Genomic DNA, 18,699 nt, shown 5'->3' on the forward strand with positions numbered 1-18,699 from the left:
CCACGGACGTCGAGCTCGCCGCATGACCCCAGCAAGACCGAATCACCCCAAACCCGACAGGGGTGCCTTGACGAAGGACATAGAGGCACCCCCCCGGGCACCGCAGGGCGACTCCGAAGGGCCGAAAATCCTTCATCTCTCGTGCAGCACCGCGTTCAGCTACTCAACTACCGCAAGCAGCCTCCCGCGTCCGTGGCACACCTTTCTTCAGGATCTCGATCGTCTGCTGCTGTTCGCGGACCCCCTTGCGCAGCCGCTTGAGCTCCTCGCGCTCGGCGCTGGTCAGCTCACCGGACTCGCCCTCACTCCGGTCCGCCTTCGCCCGGCGGTACCAGCCGCGCAGGGACTCCGAGCTGATCCCGAGCTCCCGGGCGACGACGGTGACCGTCTTGCCCGAGGAATCGACGAGCGCGATCGCGTCGCGCTTGAACTCCTCGGTGTACCGCTTCGTGTACTTGCTTCCCACCTGGTGCTACTTCCTCTGGAACCTCAAGATCCCAGTCTCCAGGTGTCCACGATCAAGGAGAAGCTTCACCCCGCGCCCCGCCCGTATGGCCGCCCACCCGAAACCCTCGCCCCACACCGGCATACCCGCTGCCCCCCACCGACTCCCCGCTCAGCCCATCCAGCCAAAATCCAGCCGCCGTATAGAGAACGACAGATAACGACAGGTGACGAGACGTCAGGTCATCCAGCCACCATCCAGCCACGGATACTTGAACGGGGCCGACCCGAAATCGGACCGACCTCACCTGACCTGCCGTTTTGCTAAATCACCGAATCCACGCTATTGCATGCCCTATACATTGAACCGGAACATCGGGGACAGCTTTTTGACCTGCGTATATTCCGGAGAATCGGGGTGGATCCAGCCGGGATCCAGCCACCGGAAACGGCGAGCCCGTCGGGTTCGTGGCGCCGTTTTCACGCCGGGGCCACGGGCCGGTATGGATCCGCTCTGTCGAAGCACACCGTGGAGAAGGCCGTTGAGCCAGTGCGGTGAGAACCACTCGGTTGCTTATAGGACATCCTTCATCGCCGATTGATACCGGGCAGGCGGACGTCGTAGAAGTCCAGCATCGAGAGGGTGCGCGCCCGCGTCCGTTCCTTCATGTAAGGCCAGGCAGCCTCCACCAGGCCATCGGCGTTCAGGAGCTGTTCGAGGACCTCGAAGTACACGGCCCCGCTGACGTGCTGCGAGGAGTGGGCCACGATGCGTTCCACGAAATCCCAGCACCGGGTGAGCAGCTCGGTGTCAGGGCTGTCGCTCTCGAGCTGCGGCATCAGCACCGGTGTCGTGAAACATTGGGTCAGCAGTTCGTACAACATCACGGCCGCATCCTCGGTCAGGACAGCCGCTTCCGCCGGTTGGTGAAACATCTCGGCAATGAGGTCGGCGGATTCCGGGATCATGCGCAGCAGGAGAGGGGGGATCTCGGCGGCCGGAATATCCTCGGCCGGGTTCTCCTCAGGGTGGGAGTCGCTCATGTCTTCCTGTCAAGTTTGGGCTGGGTGGATGTGGGGCCGCCGTGCGAGCGCGATGAATCCGGGACGGGGGCCTGCCGCACGCCGTACGCGGCAGGCCCCGGTGTCCCAGTAATTGTTCCTTGACGAAGCAGGCTGTGTCAGGCGCAGCTCTCGGGAGGGCAAATGCCTCCACTCGCTGCGGGCGGCTCCAGGGCATCATGGAACCCGAACGGGTCTACGACGTCCTTGAACATCTCGACCGCGCCCTTCTCCCAGCCGTACTGGTGCACGTAGGAGGGAGCCTGGGCAGCCATCGTGATGCCGCCGACGACGCCGAGGGTTCTGGAGAATCCGCGTAGCCTCGTGGGTTGGCCGACCGGCTGCGGGCCCTTGTACTGGGTAGGCTTGAACTCTGTACCGGTGAGGTCCTTCACGGCGGGTGTCTTTGCCACGGCGTCGAAGTTCTTCTTGATGGACGTCTTCATGCTGGCGTCGCCATTCATCTCCTTCCTGATATTGCCTGTGACGTCACGTGAGTTAAGCGCATCCCACAGTTCCCGTGCCTCTGTCTTGGCAACCTTCAGATCACTGTCGGACAAGATGCCCTTGGGGTTCTTACCTGTTTCCCTGGCCTTGCGGTCCTTCTCCAGCGTATCCGAGAGTGACTTCAGAGTCGACCAGCCCTTCTGGACATGCAACTCATCATGACCATCAAGGGGTTCGCCTCTGTTGAATTCGTAGATGATGCCCGTCGACATCTTGCCGTTGCCGAAGACCTCCTTGGCCCTCGCCTTGGGATAGATCTGCTGGAGCGCTCCGCGCAGTTTTCCGTTGCTCACCGCCGGTGCGTGCGCCCGTCGTTGCATAAAGCCCGGGTTCTTGTTGGGAACCTTGTTCAGGATGTACGCGATGGTTTTCTTCACCAGCTTGAACAGATCGAGCAAGCCGAAGAACTTACCCTCCGGGTCGGCGTACACCAGCGGGTTGTTGTTGCCGTAGGTGTAGCCGTTCATCTGCTGGGGGTCGGCCAGGTCCATCACCGGGTCGACGGACAGGAACCGGCCGGTCTGGGGGTCGTACTCGCGGGCGCCCAGATGGGTGAAGCCGGTGTCCTTGGTCTCGTCGATGCCGCCGACGAAGCCCTTGGTTCCGGGCCAGGCGGCCGGTGCCGTGCCGCGGGTCTCGCCGAAGGGCGTGGCCCGGCGCTGGGTGAGGGCCAGGTCGGTGGCGGCGACGGCCAGCAGGCCGGTGCCGTGGTGGTCGGCGAGGGTGAAGGAGAAGCTGCCGTCGTCGGCGCGGACGGCCTGGTGGGGGAGTGTCTAATCAACGGCCCTGTCTCACATCGGGTGGTGACGGAGTGTGGTGAGGTGTCGTTGCCTCCCATGTGAAAGATGTCAACGAGCTTGTACAGACGGTGTTCTCGGGGCTGTCCCCGCTGGTCATCGAGGATATGGTCGACGAAGGCGAGCGGATCGTGGTGCGGGCACGGACGCCGCAGAGCACCGCGGTCTGCCCGATGTGCGGGGCCTCGTCGGGACGGGTGCACGGCTATCACTGGCGGACGGTGGCCGACGTTCCGGTCGATGGGCGCCGGGTGGTGATCCGTGTGCGGGTGCGGCGTCTGGTGTGCCCCACGCGCGGCTGCCGCCACACCTTCCGCGAACAGGTGCCCGGGGTGCTGGAGCGATACCAGCGCCGCACGGCCCGTCTGAACAGGCAGGTCACAGATGTGGTCAAGGAGTTAGCGGGCCGGGCAGGGGCCCGTTTGCTGGCGATACTCGCCATGGGTCTGTCTCGTCACACAGCCCTGCGCGTCCTGTTGTGCGTCCCGTTGCCCACCGGGCGGGTTCCTCGCGTGATCGGCGTCGACGATTTCGCTCTGCGCCGGCGGCACCGCTACGCCACCGTGATCATCAATGCCGAGACCCATGAGCGGATCGACGTGCTGCCCGACCGCACCGCCGACACTCTGGAGGCGTGGCTCCGCGAGCATCCCGGCGTCGAGGTCGTGTGCCGCGACGGCTCGGCCACCTACGCCGAGGCCATCCGCCGCGCCCTGCCCGACGCGGTACAGGTCGCGGACAGGTGGCATCTGTGGCACAACCTGTGCGAAGCCGCCCTGAGCGAGGTGAAGGCGCACAGCAGCTGCTGGGCCACCGTACTGGACGCACCCATCTACGACGGGCCCCGCGCCCGTACCACTCTGGAACGCTGGTACCAGGTCCATGACCTGCTCGAGAAGGGCGTGGGGCCTGCTCGAATGCGCCCGCCGTCTGCAGCTGGCCCTGAACACCGTCAAACGCTACGCGAGAGCCGACCGGCCCGAGCGGATGCTCCGCTTCCCCAAATACCGCGCCAGCCTCGTCGACCCCTACCGCGAGCACCTGCGCAAACGCCGGGCCGATGACCCCGCCGTCCCCGTCCAGCACCTTTTCGAGGAGATCAAGGCCCTTGGCTATGAGGGCTGCCTCAACCTCCTGCACAAGTACATCAACCAAGGCCGCGCGGACGCCGACCGCAGCCACATCTCCCCACGCAGACTCGCCCGGATGCTGCTGTCCAGGCCCGACAACCTCAAGGCTGAGCACCACGAGCTCCTGGCCAAAATAACCGCCGCCTGCTCCGAGATGACCCAATTGGCCTCAGACATCAGGGACTTCGCCCCGCTCCTTTCGCCTCACGCCGACAATGCCGACGCGCTCACGCGCTGGGCCACCCAGGTCCGCGACGACGACCTGCCCCACCTGCATGCCTTCGCCCGGGGTCTGGAACGAGACCGGGACGCCGTAAACGCAGCACTCACGCTTCCATACAGCAACGGCCCCACGGAGGGCGTCAACACCAAGACCAAACGGATCGCGCGCCAGATGCACGGACGAGCAGGCTTCACCCTGCTCCGCCACCGCATCCTTCTCGGATAGCACCACACTCCGTCACCACCCGATGTGAGACAGGGCCGTTAAATTGACACACCCCCACCTGACCTGCCGTTTTGCTAAATCACCGAATCCACGCTATTGCATGCCCTATACATTGAACCGGAACTCCACGACGTCACCCGGCCTGCGTCTTCTGTAGATGCCCCGGCACAGTCACTGCAAGCGAATCTTCGCAGGTCATACGGATTCGGGCATGACCAACCGTTGACTGCGAGTCCTGCCTGGAACTCGAAGCTCCGACCACGGTCACGGCCCAGCGCCTCCCACTCCCCCATGGCCAGTGCAGCCGGCAAGCAAGTCGACGCGTTTCTCACCGACCGCCGGTCACATGCCGGTGACCGGCAGCACATCCGGCGACAGCGCCGCCGCCCGCGCCGCCGCCCGCGCCCCCGCACTCGTCATCCGCTTACGGTGATGACGCCGGCACAACACCTCATACCCCACCTCCGCCACCGACCCCGCCACATCACCCACAACAACCTGCTCCCCCTCTACAACCATCTCTCCACCCAAAGTCCGAGCATTGTGCGTAGCCCGCGCACCACACCAGCACATCGCCTCGACCTGCAACGTCTCCAGACGATCCGCCAGCTCGATCAAACGCTGGGACCCAGGAAAAAGCCTCGTCCGGAAATCCGTGGTGATACCGAACGAGAAAACGTCCAGCTCCAAGTCATCCACAATCCGGGCCAACTGGTCGATCTGCCCGGGCAACGGGAACTGCGCCTCGTCCACAATCACATAGTCCACCCGGCCGCCACGGGACAACTGATCCACCACATACCCGTACAGATCCAGCCCCGGCCCAGCCTCCACCGCATCGGTCACCAGCCCCAGACGCGACGACAACTTGCCTTCACCCGCACGGTCGTCACGTGTGAATATCAGCCCCTGTAGACCACGCGCGGTCCGGTTATGTTCGATTTGTAGCGCCAAAGTCCTTTTACTCGGGTATCCACCATGTAAGGACAACGCCCCCACACGATCACTCGGCCCCGGTCACGCCGACGACAAGAGCGCACCCGTTGAACAGTTGTCTCGGCGCCGCCAACTCGCGATAGGTGCTGGGAAGTCGGAACGCACTACCAGGCAGCGCCCTGTCGCTCGGGGCGGGAGGAGCGACCGTGGTGGCTGAGGGAAGATCGGCTGGCCGTTAACCCGAGAGAGGGGACCCGCGGGCACCGCCGGTACCGTGTCCCCTGTGGACGGAAAGCTGAGTGACGCGGAACTCGACGAACTGGTCGAACAGGCCACCGTGGACGCCTACGACGACGAAGATCAGCTCACAGGTCTGTACACGATGCTCACGGAGCATCTGGCCGTCCCGTTCAAGACGGTCGTTCTCGGGGTCGAGGTCACCGTGAAGAAGGTGGACCGGCTACTCGGCAGCCAGATCGTGGCGGTCTGTACGCGAGACGGGCACCGGCAGGCGATCGGCATCCTCGACCTTCCGTTGCCGCATCCGGCGCCCGAGGGAGCCGAGTGGATCGAGGCCTACCGGCACTGGGGACCATGAAGGCACCCGGGTCAGTGGCCGCCCGGCAGCGCTGGCCGGTAGCCCTCATCCGCGAGCCAGGCCCGGGCCCAGCCGTACTACCGCTCTGCGGAGAACAACCAGTACCGCTGCAGCTACTCCGGTGAGGTGACCAACATGTCCTTGAAGCGGCGAAAGGCTCCTGGGCCCTGGATCGCGGTTGCGCCTGCCGAGAAGCGCATCCACGCAGTTCAGGGGGGATTGCAGGCGGCTGCGGCAGGATGATCACTCGTGTTTCTTCGACTCACCTACTTGGCTGTCACCCATGCCTTCGCTGCCATGCGGCTACTGCCTGTGAGCGACCGCGAGAGGGACGCGGAGATCCTCGTTCCACACCACCAGATCGCCGCCCTCGAACGGCAGCCCGATCGTGACCACGAACACCGGGGCCGCCGTGCGAGGTGCGCGACAGGCCCGGTCCTCATCCTCAGTCCAGCTCTCGGGACTCGTCCTCAGACGCGGTTCCCAGGAGGGCAGATACCTCCGCTCGTTCTGGGCGCCTCCAGGGCATTGTGAAACCCGAATGGGTCCACGACGTCCTTGAGCAACTCCAATGCACCCTTGCGCCAGGTACAGAGGACAACGAAGAACAGAAGAGGCAACGGGCAACCTCGTCGAACCCCGATTCTTGAGGCACACCTCGTGCCAGACTCACCCTCGGATACGAAGTGAAACAACTCCGTCACGGCAAGTGTTCGCCGTCGGTCTTCGTGTCGGCCAGTGAACGTCGAACGAAAGTTCCCCGTGGGGGCGCACGGCTCTCACGGTCGCTGTTTCAGGGGAGGACAATGATGAATGCAACTTTACGTTTCGGCCCGGAACTGCGGCGTCTGCGACAGGAAACGGGGCTTACTCTGACCGAGTTCTCCGTAGCGCTCAATTACGACAAGGGGCACCTCAGCAAGGTCGAGCGCGGGGAGCGTTCCGCGTCCCCCGAACTGGCCCGGCGGTGCGACGCCTTCCTCGGCGCGAACGGTGAGCTGCAGCGCCTGGTCGTCCGCCCCAAGACCGACTCGGACACCACCGAGCCCCCCGCCGCCCCGAGCCTCGGGCTCGTCGGGCGTCGGGCGGTCCTCGCGGCGGGTACGGGGTCGCTGATCGACTTCGGCCTGAAACTCGGCGGTCAGGCGCACTCTGCCGCCAGTCCCCTTCTTCCCTCCTTCCGCATGCAGTTCGACCAGCTACGACAGCTCGGCCAGTCCACCGCGCCGAAGATCCTGCTTCCCCTGCTGGAGACGCAAACGCGCACGGTCGCCGGGCTGGCCGCCGACACCCCGTCCGCCACCCGGGCCCCCATGCTCCTGCTCGCCTCGCGGTTCGCGGAGTTCACCGGCTGGATGGCTCAGGAGGCCGGGGACAGCGGCGCGGCGCTCAGCTGGACCGGTGAGGCCGCCGAACTGGCGCGCGCCGGGGGCGATCCGCACCTCGGTTCCTACGCACTCGTGCGACGCGCCCTGGTCACGCTCTACGGCGGGGACGCCGCAGGCACCGTCGCCCTGGCCCGCCGGGCCCAGAGCGACGAACTCCCGCCGCGCATCCGGGGACTCGCAGCCCAGCGGGAGGCGCAGGGACACGCGCTCGTCGGCGACGAACGCGACTGCCTCCGCAGCCTCGACAGGGCGCGGGAACTGCTCGACAGGGATGACGCCGGCAGCGGCGCCGAGCCCGTGATCGGCACCACCCACGTGAGCGATCCGGCGGCCATGACGACCGGCTGGTGCCTGCACGACCTCGGTCGCCCCAAGGCCGCTGCCGAGGTCCTCGACCAGGAGTACCGTCGCCTCCCGCCGCACGCGCTGCGCACCCGTGCCCGGTACGGCTTCCGCAGGTCCTTGGCGCACGCCGCCTCCGGAGAGGTCGAGCACGCGTGCACGATCGCTGGGGAGCTCCTGGCCGTGATGCCGGCCGTGCCCTCGGCGACGGTGAACAGCGACGTCCGGCGGCTCGCACGGGAGCTCTCCCGGTTCCGGAGCAGCCGGGCCGTACGCGATCTGCAGCCGGCGTTGGCAGCGGTTCTCGCCCCCGCTCACGACTGACACCGGCTCCACGACCGGCACCGGTTCGAGCCACCCGGCGCGCCGGGCTACCCGGTCCCTCCAGCCTTCAGGATCCCACGATCCCCCGGCGGAACCCTCTGATTTCCGTCCGCTGCCTCGCACCGCGCGCCCGGCTTCTTCGGGCTGCCCGCGACCAGTGACGCGCCGGGCGGCGCACCTCCATCCGTACGCCCTCCCGTGGACGCGTCATGCCGTCACACGGTCGGGACCTCATGGCTCAGTCGGACCGGAGCCTCGGAGCCCAGGTCCGCATCCCCCGCGCTCGTACCCATTCACCCCCGTCTTCCGTCTTCCTCTCACGAAGGGAACCTTCATGCCCGACGTCTTCGTCAACTACCGTACGGGTGACGAGGAATCCGCCGCGACCATGATCGCTCGGGAGCTCATCCAGCGGTTCGGCACCAAGCGGATCTTCTTCGCCAGCAATTCGATCGAGGCCGGCCACCGCTTCCCGGTGGAACTGGTCAGGGCGGTTGAGGAGTGCGGGGCGCTCCTCGCCGTGATCGGCCCGCGCTGGGCGGAGGTGCGGGGGGCCGACGGCCGCCCCGCCCTCGAAGCCGAACAGGACTGGACCCGACGTGAGATCCAGACCGCGCTCGACCGCGGGATCCTGGTGATCCCCGTGCTTGTCGGAAAGGCCACGCGGATCGACCGCACCGCCCTCCCGGACGACCTGCGGGAGCTGGCGGACTGCCAGTACAGGCGGTTCGACCACCGCAACGCGGAATCGGATCTGACGGCGCTCGGCGACGCCCTCGCCCGGCTGCTGCCCGACCTGGGCGCGGTGGACCGCGACGCCCGTGCGGCGCGAGAGCCAGCGGAGGCGAAGTCCCGCAAGACGTCGACCCAGGATGTCGAACACACCAGGATGCGGACGCGCGACGTCAAGCAGCACGTGCGCGGCGGCATCGGAAACCTCAATGGAGACCTGTCCGGCACCTTCGTCAACGAGCCGCAGGGGCCCGTGAACACCGGTCAGGGCCACCAGTACAACGCCCCCCACTTCCAGGGCGACAACACCGGGGTCCAATTCACCGCGGGTGACAACAGCGGTACGGTCCACCAGCGCTTCGAGCGCGAGCCCCGTTGCTCGGACGACGAACGATGACCGAGCAGGACCGCGTCACCGTCAACGATCCGCGTGGCCCGGTGAACAACGGCGCGGGGCCCCAGTACGTCTTTTACGGCGCCGGCGCGGATTGGATGATCCGGAAAGGAGTCGAGTCTCTCCGGATCGTCCGCGAGGACCGGATGCGCCTGGCCGACCGGTTCGTTCCGCCGGTGGGCTACCGCGTCGCCGCCGACTGCCTGGAGAAGCCCGGATCGGTGGTGCTGCTGGAGGCTCCGCCCGGCAGCGGCCGACGCGCCGCGGCGATCATGCTGCTGCACGAACTCGGTGAGGACGGGGGCGCCAACGATGAGGGGGGCCGGTTCGAGGAGTTTCCCGCCACGGACGAGGACGAGGCCCCTCTCGCCCCCGGTGAGGGGGACCGCTTCCTCCTCGACCTCTCCGGGATCGCCGACGAGGAAGCGTACGCCAAGGCCCAGCGCCACCTGGCCGTACGCCGGTCGCAGGTCCAGGAGGCGGGGGCCCACATGGTCGTCGTCCTGCCGTCGGGCATGGAGCACGCCCACGCGCCGGACCTCCAGCCGCACACGGTGACGCTGGGGCGCCCGCGGGGTGTCGCCGTCGTCACCCGGTACCTCCGCATGGACCGGATGACCTTCCGCCCCGCGGACCTGGGGAGAGCCGACCTCCAGCGCCTGTACGACAACTCCCCCATGCGGGAACTGGCGCGGCTCGCGGGGCTGGTGAGGGCCGCTCGCGACAGCGGCCGGTTGGGTGCCGACTTCGCGGGATGGCTCGACCAGGCGCTGCACGCGGTGACCGACCGTGCAGGTGAGGTGGGCCGGCAGGTGGCCACGGTCCGCACCGCGCCCGAGCGGGCCCTGCTGCTCGCGACGGCGGTGTTCGAGGAGGCCCACGCCGACACGATTTACGAGGCGTGGCACGGCCTGATGTGGACCGTGAGGCACGAGGAAGAGACGACGACCGAGCTCGCGCGGACGGATTTCGGGGAGCGATTGGCGGCGCTCGGGATCGAGCGAGACCCGGACGGACGACTCCGCTTCGGGCAGCTGGCCTACGCCGACGCGGTACGGACGTACTTCTGGGCGAATTTCCCCGGGACGCGCGAGGACCTCAGGGACTGGATCGGCCGTGTCGCGGGGCTCCGCGGTCTGACCGCCGACGACCGAGTGAACGTCGTCGTCCGCTTCGGCGAGCGGTCCCTGGACGTCGGGCGGCCCGACCACCTCTTCGACCTTGTGGTCCGCTGGGCTGACAGCGCGACCGGTGCGTCCTGCGACCCGCGAGCCATGGCGGCCCTCGAACTCGGTCTGAGCCACGAGAGGTTCGGGGGATGGTTCCGCAGACGCATGTACGAGTGCGCGAGGTCCGGCCCCTTGTCGGACGGCCTCGCCCGCGTCCTGACCGTCGCGTGCCGTCAGAGCCTCGGCGCGACACACCCAAATCAGGCGATGGTGCGGCTCCACTACCTCGCGGTACGGAAGGGGAAGGCGGCGCCCGAAGCCCGGGCGGCCCTTCTCGACCTCGGCAGTCGCAACCGTCGGCTCTACCGGCTGCTGATCGACCGCCTGCGGGACCGGACGCGTCAGGAGCCGCGCAGGGCAGAGCCCCATCTCCGACTGCTCATGGAGCTGTTGAGGAGCGACCGAGCACCGGACCCGGCACCGTGGCCGGACCTGTACCTGGGGTGGGAGACGGTTTTCTCCCAGCCATCGACGGATCTCTGGAAGCCGCTGGTGATCAGTTGGCTGACCGCCGCGGCAGGCGACAGCACTCGGGAGACGGCGCTGGGCGTGATGGTCGGTGCGGCTAACGGCCGTGCGGTCGCTCTCAACCGCCTCTACGCCATCGCCTGCGACTGGGCGGGAAACGCACGCCACCCCTCGCGGGCGGCGGCCGTCGCCGCCCTCCTCTGGCAGCACATCGACCACGCACAGTACGCCCGCATGGAGAGTACGAAGTGTGCGGGCACCGGACCACGGACCACGGAAGATGCCTGATGAAACACCGCTTTCGCAGCCTGCTGTTCGCCGCTCTCTGCGCTCTCTCACCGGCTGTTCTCGGAAACCTCCTGCACTGGTCGGCGTGGCTGTGGGGCTTCATGTCCCTGGTCACGACCTCTGGCTCCCTGCTGCTCGTGATGACCGTCCTCAGCGGCGGCCGCACGTCAGCCGACCCATACGAACCCGGGGAGCCCGAGCCACCCGCGGCGCCGACGGAGCAGCCGTACCAGGAGACGCGAGTGGTCGACGCGGCACTGCCGAGCGCTGCGGACGGCTACGACTTCCTCTTCTCCGCCACCGTGTGGTGGAGGCCGGCCCTCGACCACGCCGAACGGTCCAACGGAGCCTCCCCGGCCCTTGCCGTGTCCTCCATCGTCAACCGGGCCCTGGAGATCGTCCGCCGTGAAGAGCCCGGACGGGCGAGCTTCGCACGGTATCTCCTGGAGGGGGAACTAGGCGTCCCGCTCCCGGACCGGAGCGGACGAGTGAAGGCCCTGGCAGCCGATGTGACGCTGACCCTCGCCCCTGCCGACCGCGAGCGCCTGCGGAAGTTGAACGACCTCCGCAAAGACGAGGAGATCTGGGAGTACGAGCGTCAGCACGAGCGCAACAAGCGGCACTACCTCGGTGACGACGTACTCAAGAGCGCGGGCAGCGCGGTGGTGTGGTGGCTGTCCCGTCACGAGAACGAGATCGAGAAGGCGGTCGACATGATCGGCCCGCTCGCCCAGATCGCGGCGGCGGCCAACGACGAGGAAGTCCCCGAGCTCTTCCGCCACCTGCTCGTACCGCCTGTGGGCGCGCGGAGCGAAGCGACGATCGAGAGCCCGCTGTGGAACGGGCACAGCCAGGAAGGAGGGACGTTCGAACGCGAGGAGGAGGTAGGGGTTTCGGACCGGCTGCTCCTGCTGCTGGCGGCGCTGGGTCTGAAGCCGGACATGGACGAGTACACGGTGTTCGTGCACCGTGTGGTGCGGAGTCTGGAAACGGCCGGGCTGGACGAGGCCGCCGAGGAGATCAAGCGGAACCTTCTGCCGACACCCGACGAGAGCGGGGGCGAGGGGGCGGAGGAGGGCCCTTCAGATGAGGGGAGCACCACGGGGCCCTGGTCGACCGACTTCCCAGCCCCCGAGGGCTCGCCGTTCAGCGACGCGGCCGCGGACCCGGATGCCGACGCGGGCGCGGGCAAGTACAGGCCGGGGGCGGCGGAGAGCAGCGCGGGCGAACAAGACCAGGGCTGGTGGGACTCAAGCGAGGACGACATGACACCACCGCGCCCCTGGGACACCTCACACAGCCCGCACCGGCCCGCCGCACCTCACGCAAGGGACGAGGACGACGAGGCCAGGAGCTGATCCGGCAGACGGTCTACTTCCCGGGGCTCCCCTCACCTCACACCGCGGCCGGGGGAGCCCAGTACTACAGCCTCAGATCTTGAGGTTGTAGTACCAGCGCGCAAGACCAGTGCCGTCCGGCGGCGTCATACGCGTCAGCGCAATCGTCCGGCCCCGTATCCCAAGGCCGATGCGTTCTCAGCAGGTGATCTTGAGGAGGGCGGTGGCGTGCTGGGGTTGTGACCTGTAGTAATCGGCTGCGGCGGCGATGTTGGCCCAGCTGGCCTGGCGCATCAGCCCGATGGCGAGGTTGCGCAGGGTGGCCATGGCGCGGGGCGCACTGCCAGTGCGGATCTTGGAGGCATCCTCGGCGAAGGTCACGTCTCGCACGTGGTGTAGGGCCTCGACTGACCAGTGGTTCTGGACGAGTTCGGCAAGTTGTGCCGGGCTGGCTTGTTCGGGCGGGAGGCTGGTGACCGCGTAGACGGTCGTTGTCTCGACCTTGCCGGTCTTGCGGTTGGTGCGGCGGCGCTTGATCTCCATCGCCTGGACAGCGTGCGGGAAGAGCAGGCCGGGACGGACGGTGCAGACCTTCAGACGGCGGACCTCGCGGCGGCCGTGCCCGGCCCCGGTGGTGCGGGCTGCAGCGGGATCTGGCGCCAGGGCAGGTGCCGCAGTTGCTTGCGGAGCTTCTTCTGGTTCCCCTTGACGACCAGAAGGTAGTGGCCGCCGGCGGTGATGACGTGTTCGGCGTGGGCGCGCTGGGTGTGCATCGCGTCGGCGGTGACAACGACTTTGCGCAGGTCGATCTGGTCCAGCAGTGGGGCGAAGGCGGGTATTTCATTGCTCTTCGTGGCGACCTGGCGCTGGGCGATCACGGTCTGGCAGGCGTGGAGCGCGGCGGCGAGCAGGTGGACGGCTGCGCCGTCGGTGCGGGATCCGCGCACGGTCTTGCCGTCTACGGCCAGGCCGACGAGCGTGTCGCCGGGTTCGTCGACCGGGTCGGTGGCGTACCGGGCGAGCCAGGCGCCCACGGCGTCGTCGAGCGCGTCGCCGTTCAGGCGGGCGAGGAGCAGTCCCAGGGTGGAGGCGTTCGGCATGCTGGAGGTCAGCCCGAGTTGTTCGCGCAGGTCGTAGTGGGTATCGGCGGCGAAGCGGGCGATGGCTGCCAGGGACGTGGCTCCGCCGAGGACGGCGACCAGGCACAGCGCGAGCAGGGCGCCCAGGCGGTAGCGGCGGCCCCGGACCCGACGGGGATCGGGTATCCCTCCCAGCACCTCCGCAAGGGAGGTGAACTGCCGCGGATCCGGGCAGGCGGAGTCGATGTCCTCGCAGTGGCGTTGCAGGACACCGATCAGGGAAGATGGCACGCGAACGCGACCCCTGTTCGTGATCAAAGGCTTCGACAACCTTGATCATCAGGGGTCGCGTCTCTCGTTGCCGAACCGGGCAAACCGCAAGCAGTGGCACAACACGAGCGATCAGCTCATCTCGCCAGCTGAGAACGCATCAGCCCTGCCATGTAGGATGCCCGGTCCCATCGTGGCAATGGCGGGCTGACGGGCCGGGGCGCCACGTTGACGCAGCCGGTCCGGACAGCTCGTGGTCGGTCGGCGCAACTGAGTGGTCGGCCATCGGCGTCACCAGGCCGGGGCAGCGTGCGGGCCCGACACCCCCATGTCGAGCCGATCATCGCTACGACCTGCGAACCCACGACAGCTCACCGGCTTCACCACTTGGCGGGACGCGGCTTCCACAAGATGCTTCAAGCCTGCTTCCATGGCGCTGAGGCGCTCTTGACCAAGGTCCGTGGGAGCTGTTCCGTTAGGGAAGTCGGGGCATCGGACTCGGGGGGGGCCTTCGTGACCAGGTCGGTTGGCGGTGCGTGGTGTCGCCTTCTCGTCAGCGGCACCGGGGCGGCATCGGTCGCTCTCCTGACCGCTGGGGATCCTGTATGAGGCTCCGGCGCGGACTCACGATCGGCGTTGTCGCCGGAGGCGGAGCTGTGACCACCCTGTTGGTCGGGCTCGCCACGAACGCCGTGTCCAATGAGTCGCGGTGGCCCGGCTGGCTGGGGTGGTTACAGGAGCACGCCTGGTTCTCCTTCGTCGTGTTGGGCCTGATGATGGCAGGGCTGACGGCTCTCCTCGCCGGGCTCTCCGAGACGCGGCCTCCCGCGCCGTCGGGGAGACCGGAGGATGGGGCAGGGCCGCCTGGGGCCGCACTGGTACTGCGCTCCCTGCCGCGCGACACCGCCGCATTCACCGACCGGAGTGCCGAGCTCGAGGTGCTGACAGGTGCGGTTCGAGCCTCGCAGGAGCGTGGCCGGCCGCTGCCGGTTCACGTGATCGACGGGATGCCCGGCGCCGGGAAGACGGCCTTCGCCGTGCACGCTGGGCATCTGCTCTCCGAACGGTTCCCCGACGGACAGCTCTTCGTGAACCTCAACGGTCATACGCCGGGGCGCACTCCGGTGCAGGCCGGCGAGGCGCTGGCCTCGCTTCTCGCTGCCGCCGGCGTGCCGACGCAGCAGATCCCCGTCGGTGACGACGTCGGAGCGATCACAGAAGCCCGGGCCGCGATGTGGCGGACCAGGCTCGCGGGCAAGAAAGCGCTGCTTATCCTCGACAACGCGGCCAGCTACCGGCAGCTGGAGCCACTTCTCCCCGGCGGCAGCGGGTGCCTGGTGCTGGTGACCAGCCGTAAGCGGCTGGTGTCGGACGAGGAGGTGGTCATGTCGGTGGACGCCCTGCCGCCGGATCACGCCGTCGACCTCTTCGTACGGCTCAGCGGGCGCCCGGCCGACGCTCCCGGCCGGGGTGTGGTGGAGGAGTTGGTGCGGCTGTGCGGGTGTCTGCCGCTTGGGGTATCGCTGCTCGCGGCACGGCTGCGGCACCATCCGTCCTGGACCGCCGAGAGCCTGCACGGGCGGTTGGTGGCGGCGCAGGACCGGCTGGGAGAGCTGCGCGCCGGGGAACGCGCCGTCACCGCGACATTCGATCTCTCCTACCGGGATCTCGCGCCGGAGCGGCAGCGCTTCTTCAGGCATCTCGGCTTCTTCCCGGGCACCGATCTTGACTCGTACGTCGGTGCGGCTCTTGGTGAGGTCTCAGTCGTGATGGCCCGACTGCACCTTGAAGCGCTCTACGACGACCACCTGATCGACGAACACCCGGGGAGCCGCTACCGACTCCACGATCTGTTACGTGACTACGCCCGCGGCCTCGCCGCCGAGGGAGACAACATGGACCATGTTCAGGCCGTTCAGCGTGTGTGCACTTACTACCTGGCCTCTCTCGCCGTAGCGAACGGACACATCGTGCGCAGCGGTGCCACTGTGCCACCAGCGCCGGACGACATCTCTCAGGTGGAGACCCCGGTCCTGGAGTCGCGGGCGGATGCCCTGAGCTGGCTGGAGACCGAGCGGGCCAACATCCTGGCCTGCGTCCGCCGGGCGAACAGCCTCGCCCTGTACGACCTGGTGGTCCAGCTCGCCGCGGCCATGGCGCCCTTCCTGCGTCAGGCCGGCCCATGGGACCAGGCCGTCGGGCTCCACCGGACCGCCGCCGAGGCAGCCCGCCACACCGGCGACCAACGTGCCCGGGGCGACGCCCTCGCCGAACTCGGTGTCGTACGCCGCTTCATGGCTGCCTACCCGCAGGCGATCGCGGCCCTGAACGACGCCGTGACAGCGTACGAAGCGGTCGACGACCGGCGCGGGAAGGCAGATACCCTGAACCAGCTCGGCATCGTCTGGTACCTGACCGCGGACAACGAGGATGCGGCACGCGCCCAGACCGAGGCCCTCGCCCTCTACCGTGAGCTGGACTACCAGCTCGGACAGGCGAATGCGCTCGCGGATCTCGGGATGACGCACCGGCAGACGAGCCGGTTCGACGCCGCGGTGGAGGCCCAGAGCGAGGCCCTGACGATCTACCGAGAACTCGGCGACCGCTACGGGGAAGCGAACTCCCTGCGGGACCTGGGCGTGGCGCACTGCCTCATGGGCGCGTACGACCTGGCCTCAAGGCAGCACCAGGAAGCATTCGACATCTACCTGGAGCTGGACGACCGTGTGCACCAGGCCTACGCGCTGAACGAACTGGGCGTCGTCCGACGGCTGACCGGAGACATCGAGGGAGCGCGGAGGGCACACAGCCACGCCCTGACGCACTTCACGGAGCTCGGTGAACGGTTCGGCCGCACGAACAGCATCCGCCACCTCGGCGTCGTGGACCGTATGTCCGGGAATACGACGGAGGCGATCCGCCTCCTGGAGGAGGCCCTGGACGCCTACCACGAGCTCGGCAGCCGCGGGGGTGAGGCCGCCGCGCTGAGCGAGCTGGGCGTGGCGCGCGGCATCATCGGTGACCGCGACGGCGCGATCGAGGCGTTCCAGCGCGGTTTGGGGATCCTGCGGGGCCTGGGCGACCGGTGCGGCGAGGCAGAGGTACTGAACCACTGGGGAATGCTGCTGTACACCTCCGGTGAACCGGCAGCCGCCCGTCCGCACTTCGACCAGGCGCTCACGCTCGCCCGGGACATCCGCTGCCCCCGGGAGGAAGCGCGGTCGCTGGAAGGCCTCGGCCGCTGCGACTGGACGGTTGACGGACCTGGTCACGGCGTGGGCTCGCTCCAAGCCGCCGTGACCCTGTACCGGCGGCTGGGAGTGAGTACATCCGTGAACGACATCGAACGGTTGCTGGTCTCGCCGCCTGACTGACACCCACCATGTGGCCGAATTCCCGGTTCTGGGAACGTCGTTGAGGATGCTAGGTTCCCGGCTGATCTGTCGCTTCAACCCCATCGCACCGTACCGTCCCTCAGGCACGTACCTCACGAGGAGCGTTGAATGCCGTCACCCATGTCAGCCACCGAGCCACACACCATCACGCCCGCCGGCCCGGCGTCCGTTGAATCGACGGTGGCCGGCACCGCCGTCCTGGACCGCGTGGCGGCCCGTGTCCGGCAGCGGCTGGAGGCCGAAGAGGGCGCGACGAACCGGGTCGGTGGCGGTACCCACGCGGCCTCGCTCATCTGGCCCTGGCCTCTGTAAGCACATCCGCTCGATGCCAGAGCCCGAAGTTCCTGTTCCTTTTCGGACGTTCATCCTCAAGGTCGCCAACCGCTGCAACATCGACTGCGACTATTGCTTCGTTTTCAACTCCAGAGACCAGACCGCGCGGCGCCTGCCCGCCCAAATGGACCTCACTGTGGCCCGAGCTGCGGCCCGGCGGATCGGTGAGCACGCCACCGCACACGGCCTTGGGACCATCCACGTCGTCCTGCACGGCGGGGAGCCACTGCTCGTCGGTGTCGGACGCATGGCCGACCTGCTGGAGACCGTCCGGGACGGTGTGCCGGCCAGGATCCGGGTCTTATTTGAGGTCCAGACCAACGGAACGCTGCTGTCCGGTACGTGGCTGGACCTCTTCGAGCGGTACGAGGTGACAGTGGGTGTCAGCCTCGACGGACCGCCGAGCGCGAACGACCGGCACCGGGTGACCCACGGCGGGCGGTCGAGCGCCGCCTCCGCCGTGCGCGGTATCGAACTCCTGCGGTCGCGGCCACACCTGTTCGCAGGACTGCTCGCCGTCGTGGACCTGGCCAACGACCCTGCCGAGGTACACGACTACCTGGCGGCGTTCGGGCCTCCCGTGATCGACTTCGGCCTTCCGCACGCAACCCATGACGACCCACCGTTCCGCGCCGACGCGAGCGTGCCCGAGTACGGGATGTGGTTGAGCAGCGTGCACGACGCGTGGCTCGCCAGGCCGGAGCACCGGCACAGCGTCCGGATGCTGGAGGACATCGTGGCACTCAGCTCCGGCGTGCGCGGCTCGGTGGAGACGCTCGGTCTGGCCCCGCCGACGAGCGTCGTGATCGAGTCCGACGGCTCGATCGAAGCCGTGGACACCCTGCGGTCCGTCGAGGAAGGTGCCTCCTGGCTCGGGCTCGACGTCCGCCGCCACTCCTTTGACGAGGCGCTGTCGCATCCGAAGCTGCTCCATCGGCAGCACGGCAGGGACTCGCTCGCCGCGAAGTGCCGTGTCTGCCCGCTTGTGGACGTGTGCGGCGGAGGCTACCTCCCCCACCGCTTCAGCGCCGCCCGCGACTACCGGAACCCGTCCGTCTACTGCGCGGACCTGGAATACCTCATCCGGCACGTCCAGGATTCCCTGCGGCAGCACGGCTGGAACCCGTATGCGCAGGCCGACTCGTCGCCGTAGGCGCGTACGCCGTACCGCCACAAGGGGATCACGCGTTGGAACAGA

Annotated in this window: 13 protein-coding genes and 2 pseudogenes; 9 read left to right on the top strand and 6 right to left on the bottom strand. The window is 67.9% G+C overall.

All coding sequences use genetic code 11. The annotated features are described in order from the left end of the window. Positions 1 to 163: 163 nt before the first annotated feature. The 3 genes and pseudogenes from ACFYPJ_RS35565 to ACFYPJ_RS35575 form a co-directional block, all read right to left on the bottom strand. Positions 164 to 466: a transposase gene (locus ACFYPJ_RS35565; protein WP_389025752.1), complete on the bottom strand. Its 303-nt coding sequence runs from the start codon at positions 464 to 466 to the stop codon at positions 164 to 166. A 566-nt stretch (positions 467 to 1,032) separates the two neighbouring features. After that, positions 1,033 to 1,488, bottom strand: a complete 456-nt coding sequence (locus tag ACFYPJ_RS35570; RefSeq protein WP_389025753.1) for a hypothetical protein — start codon at positions 1,486 to 1,488, stop codon at positions 1,033 to 1,035. 137 nt (positions 1,489 to 1,625) lie between these two features. Further along, positions 1,626 to 2,771 (bottom strand): annotated as a pseudogene (locus ACFYPJ_RS35575) (RHS repeat domain-containing protein); the annotation flags it as partial. A 110-nt stretch (positions 2,772 to 2,881) separates the two neighbouring features. Between ACFYPJ_RS35575 and ACFYPJ_RS35580 the strand changes: the two are divergent. Beyond that, a pseudogene (locus ACFYPJ_RS35580) lies at positions 2,882 to 4,388 on the top strand (ISL3 family transposase). Between the two features lie 342 nt (positions 4,389 to 4,730). Here the strand turns inward: ACFYPJ_RS35580 and ACFYPJ_RS35585 are convergent. After that, a complete protein-coding gene (locus tag ACFYPJ_RS35585) occupies positions 4,731 to 5,387 on the bottom strand; it encodes a thymidine kinase (protein ID WP_389025754.1) in 657 nt (218 codons plus the stop codon). Between the two features lie 220 nt (positions 5,388 to 5,607). On the opposite strand from ACFYPJ_RS35585, the gene ACFYPJ_RS35590 reads away from it, so the two are divergent. The 5 genes from ACFYPJ_RS35590 to ACFYPJ_RS35610 all read left to right on the top strand — a co-directional run bounded on the left by ACFYPJ_RS35590 (position 5,608) and on the right by ACFYPJ_RS35610 (position 12,445). Continuing rightward, complete coding sequence (locus ACFYPJ_RS35590; RefSeq protein ID WP_389025755.1) at positions 5,608 to 5,922, top strand: calcium-binding protein; 315 nt, start codon at positions 5,608 to 5,610, stop codon at positions 5,920 to 5,922. 809 nt (positions 5,923 to 6,731) lie between these two features. After that, the gene (locus ACFYPJ_RS35595) at positions 6,732 to 7,976 is read left to right on the top strand and encodes a helix-turn-helix domain-containing protein (protein ID WP_389025806.1); all 1,245 of its coding nucleotides are present in this window, start codon (positions 6,732 to 6,734) and stop codon (positions 7,974 to 7,976) included. A gap of 334 nt (positions 7,977 to 8,310) precedes the next feature. After that, positions 8,311 to 9,105, top strand: coding sequence for a toll/interleukin-1 receptor domain-containing protein (locus ACFYPJ_RS35600; protein WP_389025756.1), 795 nt, complete (start codon positions 8,311 to 8,313; stop codon positions 9,103 to 9,105). Further along, positions 9,102 to 11,087, top strand: coding sequence for a hypothetical protein (locus ACFYPJ_RS35605; RefSeq protein ID WP_389025757.1), 1,986 nt, complete (start codon positions 9,102 to 9,104; stop codon positions 11,085 to 11,087). Before ACFYPJ_RS35600 ends, ACFYPJ_RS35605 begins: the two co-directional genes overlap by 4 nt. Beyond that, positions 11,087 to 12,445 (top strand): hypothetical protein, encoded by a 1,359-nt coding sequence (locus tag ACFYPJ_RS35610; RefSeq protein ID WP_389025758.1) that lies wholly within the window; start codon positions 11,087 to 11,089, stop codon positions 12,443 to 12,445. Before ACFYPJ_RS35605 ends, ACFYPJ_RS35610 begins: the two co-directional genes overlap by 1 nt. A 177-nt stretch (positions 12,446 to 12,622) precedes the next feature. On the opposite strand, the gene ACFYPJ_RS35615 is transcribed toward ACFYPJ_RS35610, so the two are convergent. After that, complete coding sequence (locus ACFYPJ_RS35615; RefSeq protein WP_389025807.1) at positions 12,623 to 13,087, bottom strand: ISAs1 family transposase; 465 nt, start codon at positions 13,085 to 13,087, stop codon at positions 12,623 to 12,625. After that, complete coding sequence (locus ACFYPJ_RS35620) at positions 13,018 to 13,794, bottom strand: ISAs1 family transposase (RefSeq protein ID WP_389025759.1); 777 nt, start codon at positions 13,792 to 13,794, stop codon at positions 13,018 to 13,020. Before ACFYPJ_RS35620 ends, ACFYPJ_RS35615 begins: the two co-directional genes overlap by 70 nt. 584 nt (positions 13,795 to 14,378) lie before the next feature. Between ACFYPJ_RS35620 and haaT the strand changes: the two genes are divergently transcribed. The 3 genes from haaT to ACFYPJ_RS35635 all read left to right on the top strand — a co-directional run bounded on the left by haaT (position 14,379) and on the right by ACFYPJ_RS35635 (position 18,654). Beyond that, positions 14,379 to 17,147, top strand: coding sequence for a cyclophane-containing RiPP biosynthesis TPR protein HaaT (gene haaT, locus ACFYPJ_RS35625; RefSeq protein WP_389025760.1), 2,769 nt, complete (start codon positions 14,379 to 14,381; stop codon positions 17,145 to 17,147). Between the two features lie 141 nt (positions 17,148 to 17,288). Next, complete coding sequence (gene haaA, locus ACFYPJ_RS35630) at positions 17,289 to 17,480, top strand: HaaA family cyclophane-containing RiPP peptide (protein ID WP_389025761.1); 192 nt, start codon at positions 17,289 to 17,291, stop codon at positions 17,478 to 17,480. 13 nt (positions 17,481 to 17,493) lie between these two features. Then, a complete protein-coding gene (locus ACFYPJ_RS35635; protein WP_389025762.1) occupies positions 17,494 to 18,654 on the top strand; it encodes an FxsB family cyclophane-forming radical SAM/SPASM peptide maturase in 1,161 nt (386 codons plus the stop codon). Positions 18,655 to 18,699: the final 45 nt, after the last annotated feature.

This window comes from Streptomyces sp. NPDC006012 (genome assembly GCF_042871185.1).
Lineage (GTDB): Bacteria > Actinomycetota > Actinomycetes > Streptomycetales > Streptomycetaceae > Streptomyces.

Coding starts and splice junctions, on each gene's coding strand:
- haaT (WP_389025760.1), top strand. CDS start 14,379: ATGAGGCTCCGGCGCGGACTCACGATCGGCGTTGTCGCCGGAGGCGGA.
- ACFYPJ_RS35595 (WP_389025806.1), top strand. CDS start 6,732: ATGAATGCAACTTTACGTTTCGGCCCGGAACTGCGGCGTCTGCGACAG.
- haaA (WP_389025761.1), top strand. CDS start 17,289: ATGTCAGCCACCGAGCCACACACCATCACGCCCGCCGGCCCGGCGTCC.
- ACFYPJ_RS35610 (WP_389025758.1), top strand. CDS start 11,087: ATGAAACACCGCTTTCGCAGCCTGCTGTTCGCCGCTCTCTGCGCTCTC.
- ACFYPJ_RS35635 (WP_389025762.1), top strand. CDS start 17,494: ATGCCAGAGCCCGAAGTTCCTGTTCCTTTTCGGACGTTCATCCTCAAG.
- ACFYPJ_RS35600 (WP_389025756.1), top strand. CDS start 8,311: ATGCCCGACGTCTTCGTCAACTACCGTACGGGTGACGAGGAATCCGCC.
- ACFYPJ_RS35570 (WP_389025753.1), bottom strand. CDS start 1,488: ATGAGCGACTCCCACCCTGAGGAGAACCCGGCCGAGGATATTCCGGCC.
- ACFYPJ_RS35605 (WP_389025757.1), top strand. CDS start 9,102: ATGACCGAGCAGGACCGCGTCACCGTCAACGATCCGCGTGGCCCGGTG.